A 15,530-nucleotide genomic window follows, 5' to 3' on the forward strand; every position below is an offset into this window, starting at 1 on the left:
GAATTTATAGATGTAAGGGGTGATTGTCTTGAATGAAAATTCGGTGTTAAACAAGCTAAGGAAGCATACGCCGATAATATTAGGGAGCGAAGCTTTTAATAAGTATGCCGTGTTAGTGCCTCTAGTAGAAGTTAATGGAGAAACTCATATACTATTTGAAATTCGTTCTCTTGAGATGCGTAGGCAGCCGGGGGATATTTGTTTTCCGGGAGGTAGGAAAGATCCTCTTGACCGAACTGAACAGCAGACGGCAATTCGGGAGACAACGGAGGAGTTGGGTATTAAAGAAGAAAACATAACTGATGTTACTCCGCTTAACTATATCGTTTCTCCGGGGATGATCGTCTATCCATATGCAGGAGTAATTGATCCTGCTGTACCTATGAAGCTGAATCCTTCTGAAGTTGGCGGGGTTTTTACTGTCCCATTAAGTTATTTTTTGGATAATCCTCCCGCGATCTATCCAGTTAATTTAAGAGCTGAGCCGGAAGAAAACTTCCCCTTCGAGCTTGTAGTCGGCGGGGAGAACTATCACTGGCAGACGAGAAAGGTGGATGAGTATTTTTATTCTTATAAGGGGAAAGTAATCTGGGGAATGACGGCGAGGATAGTAGCTCATCTAGTAGATATTATTCGATAATCCTCAGTCTAGAAGAGTTTGAACCTGCGAATGTTATTCGCAGGTTCTTTTTTGAATTTAAATAGAAAAATTTATATACTACTACTAAATTATAGTAAGATAGATGTGAGGAGAAAATAGGGAAGGGGATTGATCAATTGTCAGGAGATCAGATTGGAACGAGAACTGAATGGATGAAGCAGACTAACGGTGGTCATATTTTTTATAATTTTTATGAGTTAAATGGCTATTATAAAAATGCGCTAACTTATATTAAGACAGCTATTGAGCAAGGAGATGAAGTGTTATTCATTGAGAATGAACGGCTATGGAGTTCTTTAAAAAAGAAACTAGTTGTGTGTTTGTCGACTGCTCAATTAAGGAAAGTTTGTTATATTAATAATTTCGACTTTTACTGTATGAATGGTGATTTTGAATCAGCTACCATTCTAGCTTATTTTAATAAAACACAAGACGAATATACGAAAAAGAACAGCTCTTTTCGCACGTGGGCCCATGTTGAGTGGGGCTGCGAGGAGGACATTGATAGAAAAATTAGTGAATATGAACGTATAGTCGATGCGACTCTTAGTAAGAGTGGACTTATATCAGTTTGTGCTTATGACGCATGCAGAGTTTCACCTTCTCTTGAAGCGATACTAAAGAAGTTCCATAACTTCTTATTATATGACGACGAAAGATTGATCCATTCGGAAGAGTATAGCGGGTTGTAAAATATGAGGTGTTAAAATGATCGTATATTTAAATGATATCAATGTAGCTCTGGCTGATGAAATCTTAGCGATACAGATTCCATCATATAATATAGAAGCAACGTTAATTGGTTTTTCGGAGATTCCGCAATTAAAGGATTCAGTAGATAGTATCATGATGAGTGGAGAGTCCTTTATTGGGTATCGACTGGAACACGAGTGGACAGGTTTTCTTTCTTATTCCGTTGAAAGGGATACCATGGAAATTTGTCGACTTGTGGTGCACCCGCGGTATTTTCGAAAAGGAGTAGGCGGAAAGTTAATAAAAGCATCATTGGCTCTAGCATCTGGGAAGAAGATTACCGTCAGTACAGGATCGAAAAATCAACCTGCTTTGAATCTTTACCGACATTTTGGTTTTGAAAAAGTAAATGAAATTGAGATTGCCCCTGGTGTTTTACTTAGTTTGCTTGAGAGGACTGTGAACGATAAGGAATTGACATAAAAATCTTTTGAAAATAAAAGTTGACTATCTGAGAAATTAGAAGTATGATTAAGGAGTCGCAAAGAAAACGACTGTTTCAGAACAAAAAAACTTCTTCGCAGAAGTTGACAACTGTTCTAGACTATGATACTATTAGTTGTGTCGCAAGTGAAACAAATTGCTCTTTGAAAACTGAACAAAACAAAGCGTCAACGTTTTAAAGAAGTGAGTACACACTATAAAAACAACCGAGCAAGTCAAACATTCTACGGAGAGTTTGATCCTGGCTCAGGATGAACGCTGGCGGCGTGCCTAATACATGCAAGTCGAGCGAATTGTTGAGTTTACTCAACAGTTAGCGGCGGACGGGTGAGTAACACGTGGGCAACCTGCCTATAAGACTGGGATAACTTCGGGAAACCGGAGCTAATACCGGATATGTTCTTTTCTCGCATGAGAGAAGATGGAAAGACGGCGTCTCGCTGTCACTTATAGATGGGCCCGCGGCGCATTAGCTAGTTGGTGAGGTAATGGCTCACCAAGGCAACGATGCGTAGCCGACCTGAGAGGGTGATCGGCCACACTGGGACTGAGACACGGCCCAGACTCCTACGGGAGGCAGCAGTAGGGAATCTTCCGCAATGGACGAAAGTCTGACGGAGCAACGCCGCGTGAACGATGAAGGCTTTCGGGTCGTAAAGTTCTGTTGTTAGGGAAGAACAAGTACCAGAGTAACTGCTGGTACCTTGACGGTACCTAACCAGAAAGCCACGGCTAACTACGTGCCAGCAGCCGCGGTAATACGTAGGTGGCAAGCGTTATCCGGAATTATTGGGCGTAAAGCGCGCGCAGGTGGTTCCTTAAGTCTGATGTGAAAGCCCCCGGCTCAACCGGGGAGGGTCATTGGAAACTGGGGAACTTGAGTGTAGAAGAGGAAAGTGGAATTCCACGTGTAGCGGTGAAATGCGTAGAGATGTGGAGGAACACCAGTGGCGAAGGCGACTTTCTGGTCTATAACTGACACTGAGGCGCGAAAGCGTGGGGAGCAAACAGGATTAGATACCCTGGTAGTCCACGCCGTAAACGATGAGTGCTAAGTGTTAGAGGGTTTCCGCCCTTTAGTGCTGCAGCTAACGCATTAAGCACTCCGCCTGGGGAGTACGGCCGCAAGGCTGAAACTCAAAGGAATTGACGGGGGCCCGCACAAGCGGTGGAGCATGTGGTTTAATTCGAAGCAACGCGAAGAACCTTACCAGGTCTTGACATCCTCTGACACTCCTAGAGATAGGACGTTCCCCTTCGGGGGACAGAGTGACAGGTGGTGCATGGTTGTCGTCAGCTCGTGTCGTGAGATGTTGGGTTAAGTCCCGCAACGAGCGCAACCCTTGATCTTAGTTGCCAGCATTCAGTTGGGCACTCTAAGGTGACTGCCGGTGATAAACCGGAGGAAGGTGGGGATGACGTCAAATCATCATGCCCCTTATGACCTGGGCTACACACGTGCTACAATGGATGGTACAAAGAGCTGCAAACTCGCGAGGGTAAGCGAATCTCATAAAGCCATTCTCAGTTCGGATTGCAGGCTGCAACTCGCCTGCATGAAGCCGGAATCGCTAGTAATCGCGGATCAGCATGCCGCGGTGAATACGTTCCCGGGCCTTGTACACACCGCCCGTCACACCACGAGAGTTTGTAACACCCGAAGTCGGTGAGGTAACCGCAAGGAGCCAGCCGCCTAAGGTGGGACAGATGATTGGGGTGAAGTCGTAACAAGGTAGCCGTATCGGAAGGTGCGGCTGGATCACCTCCTTTCTAAGGAAAATTAACGTGACGCTTTTGTTTTGTTCAGTTTTGAATGAGTAATTCATTCAACCTTGTTCTTTGAAAACTAGATAATAGATAGAAGGCAAATTTTGCATCAATTTTTAAAACACCGAATGTTTTTTTAGTAGGTTAAGTTAGAAAGGGCGCACGGTGGATGCCTTGGCACTAGGAGCCGATGAAGGACGGGACTAACACCGATATGCTTTGGGGAGCTGTAAGTAAGCGTTGATCCAGAGATTTCCGAATGGGGAAACCCACTGTTCGTAATGGAACAGTATCTTTACCTGAATACATAGGGTACTGAAGGCAGACCCGGGGAACTGAAACATCTAAGTACCCGGAGGAAGAGAAAGCAATAGCGATTTCCTGAGTAGCGGCGAGCGAAACGGAATCAGCCCAAACCAAGAGGCTTGCCTCTTGGGGTTGTAGGACACTCAATATGGAGTTACAAAGGAACGGGGTAAATGAAGAGGTCTGGAAAGGCCCGTCAAAGAAGGTAAAAACCCTGTAGTTGAAACTTCGTTCCCTCCTGAGTGGATCCTGAGTACGGCGGGACACGAGAAATCCCGTCGGAAACAGGGAGGACCATCTCCCAAGGCTAAATACTCCCTAGTGACCGATAGTGAACCAGTACCGTGAGGGAAAGGTGAAAAGCACCCCGGAAGGGGAGTGAAATAGATCCTGAAACCGTGTGCTTACAAGTAATCAGAGCCCGTTAATGGGTGATGGTGTGCCTTTTGTAGAATGAACCGGCGAGTTACGATCCCATGCGAGGTTAAGTTGAAAAGACGGAGCCGCAGCGAAAGCGAGTCTGAATAGGGCGAATTAGTATGTGGTCGTAGACCCGAAACCAGGTGATCTACCCATGTCCAGGGTGAAGTTCAGGTAACACTGAATGGAGGCCCGAACCCACGCACGTTGAAAAGTGCGGGGATGAGGTGTGGGTAGCGGAGAAATTCCAATCGAACCTGGAGATAGCTGGTTCTCTCCGAAATAGCTTTAGGGCTAGCCTCAAGATGAGAGTATTGGAGGTAGAGCACTGATTGGACTAGGGGCCCCCAACGGGTTACCGAATTCAGTCAAACTCCGAATGCCAAATACTTATTCTTGGGAGTCAGACTGCGAGTGATAAGATCCGTAGTCAAAAGGGAAACAGCCCAGACCACCAGCTAAGGTCCCAAAGTATACGTTAAGTGGAAAAGGATGTGGAGTTGCTTAGACAACCAGGATGTTGGCTCAGAAGCAGCCACCATTTAAAGAGTGCGTAATAGCTCACTGGTCGAGTGACTCCGCGCCGAAAATGTACCGGGGCTAAACGTATCACCGAAGCTGTGGATGGACACCGTAGGGTGTCCGTGGTAGGAGAGCGTTCTAAGGGCGTCGAAGCTAGACCGTAAGGACTGGTGGAGCGCTTAGAAGTGAGAATGCCGGTATGAGTAGCGAAAGAAGGGTGAGAATCCCTTCCACCGAATGCCCAAGGTTTCCTGAGGAAGGCTCGTCCGCTCAGGGTTAGTCGGGACCTAAGCCGAGGCCGAAAGGCGTAGGCGATGGATAACAGGTTGATATTCCTGTACCACCAATTTATCGTTTGAACGATGGGGGGACGCAGGAGGATAGGGTAAGCGCGCTGTTGGATATGCGCGTCTAAGCAGTTAGGCCGGAAACGAGGCAAATCCCGTTTCCATTAAGGCGGAGCTGTGATAGCGAGGGAAATTAAGTACCGAAGTTCCTGATTCCACACTGCCTAGAAAAGCCTCTAGTGAGATAAAGGGTGCCCGTACCGCAAACCGACACAGGTAGGCGAGGAGAGAATCCTAAGGTGTGCGAGAGAACTCTCGTTAAGGAACTCGGCAAAATGACCCCGTAACTTCGGGAGAAGGGGTGCTTTTTAGGGTGAATAGCCCGGAAAAGCCGCAGTGAATAGGCCCAGGCGACTGTTTAGCAAAAACACAGGTCTCTGCGAAGCCGCAAGGCGAAGTATAGGGGCTGACGCCTGCCCGGTGCTGGAAGGTTAAGGGGAGAGGTTAGCGTAAGCGAAGCTTTGAACCGAAGCCCCAGTAAACGGCGGCCGTAACTATAACGGTCCTAAGGTAGCGAAATTCCTTGTCGGGTAAGTTCCGACCCGCACGAAAGGCGTAACGATCTGGGCACTGTCTCAACGAGAGACTCGGTGAAATTATAGTACCTGTGAAGATGCAGGTTACCCGCGACAGGACGGAAAGACCCCGTGGAGCTTTACTGTAACCTGATATTGAATTTTGGTACAGCTTGTACAGGATAGGTAGGAGCCTTTGAAACCGGAGCGCTAGCTTCGGTGGAGGCATTGGTGGGATACTACCCTGGCTGTATTGAAATTCTAACCCGCGCCCCTTATCGGGGTGGGAGACAGTGTCAGGTGGACAGTTTGACTGGGGCGGTCGCCTCCTAAAGAGTAACGGAGGCGCCCAAAGGTTCCCTCAGAATGGTTGGAAATCATTCGTAGAGTGTAAAGGCACAAGGGAGCTTGACTGCGAGACCTACAAGTCGAGCAGGGACGAAAGTCGGGCTTAGTGATCCGGTGGTTCCGCATGGAAGGGCCATCGCTCAACGGATAAAAGCTACCCCGGGGATAACAGGCTTATCTCCCCCAAGAGTCCACATCGACGGGGAGGTTTGGCACCTCGATGTCGGCTCATCGCATCCTGGGGCTGTAGTCGGTCCCAAGGGTTGGGCTGTTCGCCCATTAAAGCGGTACGCGAGCTGGGTTCAGAACGTCGTGAGACAGTTCGGTCCCTATCCGTCGTGGGCGCAGGAAATTTGAGAGGAGCTGTCCTTAGTACGAGAGGACCGGGATGGACGCACCGCTGGTGTACCAGTTGTCTTGCCAAAGGCATAGCTGGGTAGCTACGTGCGGACGGGATAAGTGCTGAAAGCATCTAAGCATGAAGCCCCCCTCAAGATGAGATTTCCCATAGCGTAAGCTAGTAAGATCCCTGAAAGATGATCAGGTAGATAGGTTTGAGGTGGAAGCGTGGTGACACGTGGAGCTGACAAATACTAATCGATCGAGGACTTAACCATTCGTTTTAATTACATGCAAAAACCTTCTTATTATCTAGTTTTGAAGGAACAACGTTCCTTTATAGTCTGGTAATGATGGCGAAGAGGCCACACCCGTTCCCATTCCGAACACGGAAGTTAAGCTCTTCAGCGCCGATGGTAGTTGGGGGTCTCCCCCTGTGAGAGTAGGACATTGCCAGGCAACAAGAAAGAAAAGATCAGCTGCATAGCTGGTCTTTTTTTTGTGGCGTTTTTTGAAGTACCGCATTAAACATGATGCCCCATGGGGTATTTTTGTGCTAAAAATCGTGCCCAGACGGGATTACGGGGTATCTAGACGGGATTATGAAGGAACTGGACGGGAATAACGTGATCTCAGACGGGAATACGTGAAGACTAGACGGGATTAATGGCCGGAACAGCAGAAAAATTGATAAAATACCCCCCGGGGAAACTAATTCATCAGGTCTTCCTAAAAAGTGTATCTAAAGAAAAAGACTTAAAGATTAGCGACCCATTTTCAAACCCGTTAAAAAAATGATGCCCCACGGGGTATTTTAGAGCTGAAAATAGTGCCCAGACGGGAATATGCTGCCACTAGACGGGAATAAATAAGATCCGGACGGGATTATCGTGGTCTCAGACGGGAATACGTGAAGACTAGACGGGATTAAGAGCTGGAATAGCAGAAAAACAGATAAAATACCTCCCGGGGAAACTAATTCATCAGGTTTTCCTAAAAAGTGTATCTAAAGAAATAGACCAAAAGATTAGCGACCCATTTTCAAAAAACCTTTAAACAATCGTGCCCCACGGGGTATTTTGTGCTTAAATATAGCACCCAGACGGGAATACGTGAAGACCAGACGGGATTAACAGCCGGAACAGCAGAAAAATAGATAAAATCCCCCCCGGGGAAACTAATTCATCAGATCTACCTAAAAAGTGTATCTAAAGAAATAGACCAAAAGATTAGCGACCCATTCTAAAAACCCCGAAATAATAGGCCTCAGGGCTAAATAAACTCAAGAGTCAGCAAGTCTTCATAAAAAGTTGCAGTAACACATAAAACAAGCCCTTCTAAGGAGAAGGGCTTGCACAGTGAGTATCGCGGAAGGTTATAGAGTTTATTTATTTTCACTTAGTACGTGGTTCAGCCATTGTTTATTCTTTATATACCAGTCAATAGTTTGGTGTATTCCCGTTTCAAAGGTATATGTTGGTTTCCAGCCTAACTGTTCAAGTTTAGTTGGATCAATTGCGTAGCGTTTATCATGTCCTAGACGGTCTTCGACGTGTTCAATTAACTTCTCGGATTTTCCGATGGTATGGATGATGGTCTTAACGACGTCTAAATTTGTTTTTTCGTTATGCCCGCCTATATTGTAGACTTCGCCATTGATTCCTTTATGAAGAATGACATCAATAGCTGTACAATGATCGTATACATGCAGCCAGTCTCGTATGTTTAGACCGTTCCCGTAAATGGGTACCTTTTTATCATTGAGAATCTTGGATATGGTTAGTGGAATTAGTTTTTCTGGAAATTGAAATGGGCCATAATTATTTGAGCATCTGGTTATATTTACTGGTAATTGGTAGGTTTCTGCATAGGCGCGAACGAGTAAATCGGAAGAGGCTTTGCTTGCACTATAAGGACTGTTTGGTTGTAATGGTGTAGTTTCAGTAAAAAAATTTGTTTTATCAAAATCTAATTCTCCATATACTTCGTCCGTGGAGATATGAATGAATTTTGAGATTTTCGTTTGTTTTGCTGCTTGCAGTAAGTTCTGTGTACCAAGTACATTGGTTAAGATGAACTGTTCGGGATTAGCAATGGATCGGTCCACATGGCTTTCAGCAGCAAAGTGGATGACATAGTCGAACTCTTTTTCTATGAATAGGTTACTTAGTTGTTCGTTATCTGTGATATCTATCTGTGTAAAATGATAGTTTGGAAGATTTTCGATTACTTGATGCTTCGTTAACTCGCCAGCATATGTTAATGCATCAAGATTAACTATTTCATATTCGGGGTATTTATTTAGTATATAGTGAACGAAATTCCCACCAATAAACCCTGCACCACCAGTAATAAGGACCTTTTTTTTCACTATTTTATTTCACCTCATCATTCAATTCCGTTAAATAACGTGCGAGTGCGTCCTTCCAATTGGGGAGGGGACTAAAGCCATTTTCTATAAGTTTTGCTTTTGATAGACGGGAATTCTTGGGACGTTTTGCTTTTGTAGGGAATTCCTCACTTGTGATGGGGTGGACTGAAACAGAGCGATTTTCTAGTTTGAATAATTCTTCTGCAAAATCTGACCAGCTGCATACTCCAGAATTGGCAGCATGATATATTCCATATTGCTCTGTTTGAATCATATCAAGTAATAAGATAGACAAATCCCTTGTGTATGTTGGCGCACCGACTTGATCACCTACTACACGAACTATTGGTTGTGAATCGGCCAGCTTACGCATCGTTTTAATAAAGTTGTTGCCATTAATACCGAAAACCCATGAAATTCGCACAATAAAGAAGTGAGATAACGTGGTTTTAATTATTTGTTCGCCTTCATATTTTGTTTTGCCATAGTATCCGATTGGATTGGGTTGATCTGACTCTGTAAAGGCATTAGTCCCTTTTCCATCAAATACATAATCTGTGCTAAGATAAACAAGCTTTGCTCCTGTTTCTTTTGCTGCTTCAGCTAGATATCTTGTTCCGTTTACATTCACATCGTAACATCGTTCTTTATCGTCCTCAGCAAGATCTACAGACGTATAAGCAGCACAATGAATAATAGCGTCAGGGTTTAGTTGACGTATATAGGCTCGAACATTTTGTTCATTGGTGATATCTAAATCCTTTGATCCTGTTCCATACATCTCGAAACCTCTTTGTTTTCCTTCTCGAACTACATCGTAACCAAGCTGCCCTGTATATCCAGTGACAACTATTTTCATTCTATTTCACCAAAATGATGTCGAGCATTTTTTAATAGTGGTGCCTCTTCATCTTTTTTGGATAAAATTGGAGTGATGTCGCGGGGCCATTTAATATCAAGAGCAGGATCATTCCAAAGAATTCCGTAGTCATGTTCTTTTGAATAGAGTTCGTCTACTTTATATTGAACTTCTGTATCAGCAATCAACGTCATAAACCCATGAGCAAAACCTTTAGGAACCAATAATTGCTTTTTATTATCCGCACTAAGTTCTATGCCAACCCATTTAGTGTATGTTGGGCTGTCTTTACGGATGTCCACTGCTACATCAAAAATTGCACCTTTGGTACAGCGAACAAGCTTTGACTGAGCTTTTGGATTTAGTTGATAATGCAATCCACGAACGGTTCCTTTCTTTTCTGAAAAGGAATGATTGTCTTGTACGAAGTAAAGAGAGAGTCCAGCTTTTTTAAGTGTCTCATCGTTATATGTCTCCATGAACCAGCCGCGACTGTCCCCGAAAACCGAAGGAGTAAGTATGAACACTCCATCTAGTATGGTTTTGATGATTTCCATCTGACACCTCTTTTTTATTTTGTAAATGGTTTTTGATCAGCAATTCGAATTAGGTACTGTCCGTATTGATTCTTCTTTAAAGGGGCGGCTAATTCGAGTAAGTTATCTTTAGTAATATACCCCTGGTTATAAGCAATTTCTTCGATGCAGGCTATTTTCATACTTTGGATCTTTTCAATGGTCTCAATAAATTGCGAAGCTTCTAGTAAGGATTCGTGTGTTCCTGTATCTAACCAAGCAAATCCTCTTCCTAAAATTTCAACGTTCAGATTACCGCTTTTTAGATAGGCTTGATTAATATCCGTAATCTCGAGTTCACCGCGGGGAGAGGGTACAATTTTTTTTGCAAGTTCAACCACGGAATTGTCATAAAAATAGAGACCCGTTACCGCATAGTTTGATTTTGGGTTTAAGGGTTTTTCTTCAAGTGATATGGCTTGAGCGTTTTCATCAAACTCTACTACCCCGAATCGTTCGGGGTCATGTACATAATAACCAAATACAGTTGCTCCCGTTTTCCTGCTGGCTGCACGTCGTAGTTTTTCTGTCAGTCCATGACCGTAAAAAACATTATCGCCTAAAACTAGTGCCACATCGTCTTCTCCTATAAATTTCTCTCCAATCAGGAAGGCTTGTGCTAAGCCGCCTGGGTATTCCTGCTCTTCATAAGCGATTCGCAAGCCTAGATGAGACCCGTCATGGAACAGCTGTTTAAATCGTCCAATATCCTGAGGAGTAGAAATAATTAACATTTCACGGATTCCAGCCAGCATAAGAATAGATAATGGGTAATAAATCATTGGCTTATCATAGATAGGCAGCAACTGCTTGGACATTCCTTTGGTTAGGGGATATAATCTAGTCCCACTGCCTCCGGCTAAAATGATTCCTTTCATAGTACCACCTCTGTTGTAGTTACTTTTACGAATGATTTTATATAATATGTTTTTTGCTTGAAAGGGTGAAGAGGCAGGAAGGTGACCCTAGACAAAGCTCCTCACCAAAGATGTGAGGAGCGCTGTTTATACTTTTTCTGCAACGATTAAATATTGATAGATAAAAGCATCTGTGGTGAATGAATCTGTATCTAGGCCAAAGGCTTTTCCTATAGGACCTATGCTTGCCGCAAGGAGACGGTCAGCCTCAGAATAGCCTATTGTCGTGCCGGATAATGATGTTATGATTAAATTTTCAGGAAACAATGTGCGCATTGTTTTTCGCGTGAAAAAACGTAAATGCGTTCGATCTAATAAACCTGCATCTCGATATGAGAAATCTGCTTGCAGTAATTCTTTTATAATCTCGATATTTGCAATATTTGGTAAAGAAATAACTAATTTACCACCAACATTTAATAAGTTGGATAATTCTTTTACGATCTTCCAAGGATCACGAAGATGTTCCAAAACATCTGCACATACAATGCAATCAAATTTCCCTAACTTGGATAAGTCAAATTGCTCGACATCAGCGGAATAGACGGTATCTAGATTATGTTTGGCAAACTCTGCAACGGTTGAATCTATTTCAATTCCTATAACTTCACAATTATATTTTTCTTTTAAATTAATAGCCATTGCCCCCATTCCACAGCCTAGCTCTAGGAGCCTTTTTGTATGTGTAGGGACTAAATTAAGTACTTCTGGCCGTGGAAACATATAATAGTTTGCTTTAAAACCCCATTTTTCATAAAGTTTGGTTTGGTTTGTGTACATTAACTGATTAAAATTAATCGGACTATTTTTGAAGGTAACACTTCCATAATGATGGACAAAAGAATCTTTCGCTATATAGAGTTCATAACCTTCCCGAAGTGCGCGCAGGCATAAATCATCATCTTCGAAATTACCTATGCCAAAAGATTCATCAAATAATCCTATTGCGTCTAAAACTTCCTTTTTACATGCTAAAGCGAATCCTACTAATCTTAAGACCTTGTTCTTCTCACCTGACTTTTCTTTAACATAATCAGCAGCAAAATTCTCTAGTCCTTCTAATGTTTCTTGATTATAAGTTACTGAAATCTGTTGGTTACCGGAAACATTATTGGAAACTGGGCCCACAATCCCAATTTTTTCACTCGAATATAAGGTATTTATCAAGGAATCCAACCATCCAGGTGTTACAACCGTATCGTTATTCAGAAAGAGGATGGTTTCGCCTGTTGCTTTTTCAACACCTTGGTTATTACCTTTAGCAAATCCTTCATTTTCTTTATTTTCGATAACTGTTATATCATTTTGCTCAGATAAATAAGCTACTGTTTTATCCTCTGATCCGTTATCAACGACAATAATTTCATAGTCTAAATGAGTGTGATTTCTGATACTTTCGATACACTTTTTTGTGTAATCAATTTGATTGTGAGTCAATAGTATAATTGAAGTTTTCATTATATCCTCCTAGTTACTTGTAGATAAAATCATTTTATTTATATGAATTGTAGACGATTTGGTGCCAATTAAATGGACTTTGAAGACTGCTCCATTCACAACAAAATTACTTCGAAAAATATGAAGAGTTTCAAGAAATTCAATATTAAGTTATTAGGAATGGTATCATCGAACAAAGAATAGGAGGGAAAGTTTAATGCCGCTTTCTTTCATTTAGGTGTTTCATATTTGAGGAAGAGTATGGTAAACTGATTTAGAAGAAATTAATTGAATAACAGGGGGGCTTGCACATGCAGGCTGAGAGTAAGCGAATAGTAGCTTTGACCCTAAAACCTGATTTGGATAATGCCAACGTAGGGAATCAACTTTACATGAATGATAATGTTAAAGCGATATACCCTTTTGTGGTATATCGCTTTTTTGGTTTTTTTTGAGGGCTTTGGATGTCTCTAATCATAATTGCTACGGCACTGGTATCAATCTAAATGGAGGTAGAAACTATGGAAGAAAAAATCCTAGAGAACGTAGGACGACATACACCAATTGTTCATACTATTACTAATTACGTGACAGCTAACGATTGCGCTAATATCATCTTAGCTTGTGGCGGTTCACCAATTATGGCTGATGATTATAATGAAGTGAAAGAAATAACAAGTATTTGCAACAGTTTGGTGATTAATATTGGAACATTAAATGAAAGGACTATTCTTTCGATGATTAAATCGGGTAAAAAAGCCAATGAGCTGGGAATCCCGGTTATTTTAGACCCGGTAGGAGCAGGTGCTTCTGCTTTTCGTTCTAACACTGTTCGGAAGCTGCTTGAGGAAATTCACTTTTCGGTGATTAGGGGAAATATATCTGAAGTAAAAACTGTTTATGAAGGAAGTGGTTCGACAATGGGCGTCGATGCAGCACATATGGATGCTATAAACGAATCAAATCTAGATGAAAACATTAGGTTGGCACAACATTTAAGCGAAAAAACTGGAGCGGTCATTGCAATTACGGGTGCTGTTGATCTTGTTGCAGCCGAAAATAAGGCATATGTCATAAGAAATGGCCACAAGATGATGTCTCAAATAACAGGGACGGGCTGTATGTTGACAGCTGTGATTGGAACCTTTTGCGGGAGTAATCCAGATCAATTACTAGAAAGCACAAAAACGGCTGTATGTGCGATGGGCATTAGTGGTGAGCTTGCCTATCAAAAGACGAAGCATACAAATGGCGGTACCTCTTCCTTCAGAACCTACTTAATTGATTATATGAGTAAAATCAACACTACATTATTGAAAGAGGGTAGTAAAATTGAAAGCAGATAAACAATCCATGCTGTTGTATGCAGTCACTGACCGAATGTGGGTGGGGGAAAAGTCATTGAGTGAACAAGTAGAGGAAGCAATAAAGGGCGGAGCAACCTTTATTCAACTACGTGAAAAGACCTTAGGGTATGACGAATTTCTCCAGGAAGCTAAGCAAATAAAGGAAGTAACGGATCGTTATCAAGTTCCATTTGTGATTAATGATTACGTGAGGGTAGCCGTTGATTGCGGTGCAGATGGTGTTCATATTGGACAAGATGATCTTGGAATAGAGGAAACACGGAAATTGGTTGGCCCTGATAAAATAGTAGGCGTATCGGTTCAGACCGTTGAGCAGGCAATTGCGGCTGAGAAAAGTGGCGCGGATTATCTTGGAGCAGGTTCTATGTTCAGTACTTCAACAAAAATGGATGCAGATATGGTATCTTTCGAAACATTAAGAGAAATATGTGAAGCCGTTACAATCCCAGTTGTTGCCATAGGAGGCATTAATCAACGTAATATCCTAAAACTAAACGGCAGCGGAGTGGACGGGGCAGCTATTGTATCAGCAATATTTGCGGCACAAGATATAAAAGAAGCGAGCCGGGAATTACATGTTCTTTCAACAAAAATGATTAAAAAGTAGAAATGAGGGGTTTGTTTGAAAAAGGTACTTAGTATTGCGGGTTCAGATTGCAGCGGCGGAGCAGGTATTCAAGCAGACATCAAAACCATTACGGCACATAAAATGTATGCGATGAGTGTAATCACAGCATTGACAGCTCAAAATACGATGGGAGTAAAGGGGGTCTTGGAAACACAACCAGAATTTATAGGATTACAGTTAGATTGTATTATGACTGATATTTTCCCAGATAGCGTGAAAATTGGAATGGTATCCTCACCGGCTATTATCAACGTAATCGCTGAAAAACTGAAGGAGCATAAACCAAATCATATTGTTCTAGATCCGGTGATGATTTCTACAAGCGGCAGTCGGTTATTGAATGAAGAGGCGATGGACAGTCTCCTAACTAACCTGATGCCGCTTGCTACACTTATTACCCCGAATATTCCTGAAGCAGAAGCAATTTCGGGGATGAAAATTAATTCAAAGGAAGATATGCAAAACGCTGCTGTTAAAATTGCACAAAGCTATTCAGGAAATATTTTAATAAAAGGAGGGCATCTTCCTGCGTCAGCAGATGACTTACTGTATCTTGATGGAGAATTTATTTGGTTTTCAGGTGAAAGAATTGATAATCCTAATACGCATGGTACAGGCTGTACGCTGTCTTCTAGTATAGCGTGTAATTTAGCAGCTGGAGCAGATATGAAGACAAGTATCCAACTGTCAAAAAACTATCTTACTGGTGCACTTAAAAACGACCTTAATCTAGGCAAGGGCAGCGGACCTCTTAATCATATGTATCAACTATAAGTAAATACTGATTAAATGATAGAAAGGGTAGCAGACACATGGCTACCCTTTTTAAGTGCTTTAGCTACTGCCATGTTACTTTGTCCTACACTTTTAGGAATCAAGGCATCAATATAGATATAGTATAGGTAGATTCCTTTTGATTTAGTTCTTCGAATAATTCACCGAATGGATTTCTAT

11 protein-coding genes, 3 rRNA genes and 1 riboswitch are annotated in these 15,530 nt (G+C 42.4%); of the genes, 9 read left to right on the plus strand and 5 right to left on the minus strand.

The window, feature by feature from the left end:
• Positions 1 to 28 precede the first annotated feature (28 nt).
• From MHI18_RS17110 to rrf, 6 genes are all read left to right on the plus strand, one after another.
• Entirely contained in the window at positions 29 to 640 is a 612-nt protein-coding gene (locus tag MHI18_RS17110; protein WP_340849037.1) for an NUDIX hydrolase, read from the plus strand.
• 137 nt (positions 641 to 777) lie between these two features.
• On the plus strand, positions 778 to 1,353 hold the full coding sequence (locus MHI18_RS17115) for an MEDS domain-containing protein (RefSeq protein WP_340849038.1): 576 nt from the start codon (positions 778 to 780) through the stop codon (positions 1,351 to 1,353).
• Between the two features lie 16 nt (positions 1,354 to 1,369).
• On the plus strand, positions 1,370 to 1,837 hold the full coding sequence (locus tag MHI18_RS17120) for a GNAT family N-acetyltransferase (RefSeq protein ID WP_340849039.1): 468 nt from the start codon (positions 1,370 to 1,372) through the stop codon (positions 1,835 to 1,837).
• Positions 1,838 to 2,081: 244 nt separating this feature from the next.
• A 16S ribosomal RNA gene (locus tag MHI18_RS17125) occupies positions 2,082 to 3,628 on the plus strand.
• A gap of 139 nt (positions 3,629 to 3,767) precedes the next feature.
• Positions 3,768 to 6,700 (plus strand): 23S ribosomal RNA (locus MHI18_RS17130).
• A gap of 65 nt (positions 6,701 to 6,765) precedes the next feature.
• Positions 6,766 to 6,881: ribosomal RNA gene (rrf, locus tag MHI18_RS17135) — 5S ribosomal RNA — on the plus strand.
• Together the 16S, 23S and 5S rRNA genes form the textbook arrangement of a ribosomal RNA operon.
• A 925-nt stretch (positions 6,882 to 7,806) precedes the next feature.
• On the opposite strand, the gene rfbB is transcribed toward rrf, so the two are convergent.
• From rfbB to MHI18_RS17160, 5 genes are all read right to left on the minus strand, one after another.
• The gene (gene rfbB, locus MHI18_RS17140) at positions 7,807 to 8,796 is read right to left on the minus strand and encodes a dTDP-glucose 4,6-dehydratase (protein WP_340850314.1); all 990 of its coding nucleotides are present in this window, start codon (positions 8,794 to 8,796) and stop codon (positions 7,807 to 7,809) included.
• Between the two features lies 1 nt (position 8,797).
• Positions 8,798 to 9,652: a dTDP-4-dehydrorhamnose reductase gene (gene rfbD, locus MHI18_RS17145; RefSeq protein ID WP_340849040.1), complete on the minus strand. Its 855-nt coding sequence runs from the start codon at positions 9,650 to 9,652 to the stop codon at positions 8,798 to 8,800.
• Positions 9,649 to 10,209, minus strand: a complete 561-nt coding sequence (rfbC, locus tag MHI18_RS17150; protein WP_340849042.1) for a dTDP-4-dehydrorhamnose 3,5-epimerase — start codon at positions 10,207 to 10,209, stop codon at positions 9,649 to 9,651. Before rfbC ends, rfbD begins: the two co-directional genes overlap by 4 nt.
• A gap of 14 nt (positions 10,210 to 10,223) precedes the next feature.
• Complete coding sequence (rfbA, locus tag MHI18_RS17155) at positions 10,224 to 11,105, minus strand: glucose-1-phosphate thymidylyltransferase RfbA (protein WP_340849044.1); 882 nt, start codon at positions 11,103 to 11,105, stop codon at positions 10,224 to 10,226.
• Positions 11,106 to 11,231: 126 nt separating this feature from the next.
• Complete coding sequence (locus MHI18_RS17160; RefSeq protein ID WP_340849046.1) at positions 11,232 to 12,602, minus strand: bifunctional glycosyltransferase family 2 protein/class I SAM-dependent methyltransferase; 1,371 nt, start codon at positions 12,600 to 12,602, stop codon at positions 11,232 to 11,234.
• Positions 12,603 to 12,868: 266 nt separating this feature from the next.
• Positions 12,869 to 12,979, plus strand: a riboswitch (TPP riboswitch).
• 123 nt (positions 12,980 to 13,102) lie between these two features.
• Here MHI18_RS17160 and thiM point away from each other — a divergent pair.
• From thiM to thiD, 3 genes are read left to right on the plus strand one after another with little or no spacing between them, the layout of a single operon-like run.
• Positions 13,103 to 13,927 (plus strand): hydroxyethylthiazole kinase, encoded by an 825-nt coding sequence (thiM, locus tag MHI18_RS17165; RefSeq protein WP_340849047.1) that lies wholly within the window; start codon positions 13,103 to 13,105, stop codon positions 13,925 to 13,927.
• Positions 13,914 to 14,555, plus strand: coding sequence for a thiamine phosphate synthase (gene thiE / locus MHI18_RS17170; protein WP_340849048.1), 642 nt, complete (start codon positions 13,914 to 13,916; stop codon positions 14,553 to 14,555). Before thiM ends, thiE begins: the two co-directional genes overlap by 14 nt.
• 15 nt (positions 14,556 to 14,570) lie before the next feature.
• Positions 14,571 to 15,350, plus strand: coding sequence for a bifunctional hydroxymethylpyrimidine kinase/phosphomethylpyrimidine kinase (gene thiD, locus MHI18_RS17175; protein WP_340849050.1), 780 nt, complete (start codon positions 14,571 to 14,573; stop codon positions 15,348 to 15,350).
• Positions 15,351 to 15,530: the final 180 nt, after the last annotated feature.

This window comes from Peribacillus sp. FSL H8-0477 (assembly GCF_038002765.1).
Taxonomy (GTDB): domain Bacteria; phylum Bacillota; class Bacilli; order Bacillales; family DSM-1321; genus Peribacillus.

Bases quoted from the DNA above. Each gene is read 5' to 3' on its own strand.
- MHI18_RS17120 (WP_340849039.1), top strand. From the start codon at position 1,370: ATGATCGTATATTTAAATGATATCAATGTAGCTCTGGCTGATGAAATC.
- rfbD (WP_340849040.1), bottom strand. From the start codon at position 9,652: ATGAAAATAGTTGTCACTGGATATACAGGGCAGCTTGGTTACGATGTA.
- rfbC (WP_340849042.1), bottom strand. From the start codon at position 10,209: ATGGAAATCATCAAAACCATACTAGATGGAGTGTTCATACTTACTCCT.
- rfbA (WP_340849044.1), bottom strand. From the start codon at position 11,105: ATGAAAGGAATCATTTTAGCCGGAGGCAGTGGGACTAGATTATATCCC.
- MHI18_RS17160 (WP_340849046.1), bottom strand. From the start codon at position 12,602: ATGAAAACTTCAATTATACTATTGACTCACAATCAAATTGATTACACA.
- thiM (WP_340849047.1), top strand. From the start codon at position 13,103: ATGGAAGAAAAAATCCTAGAGAACGTAGGACGACATACACCAATTGTT.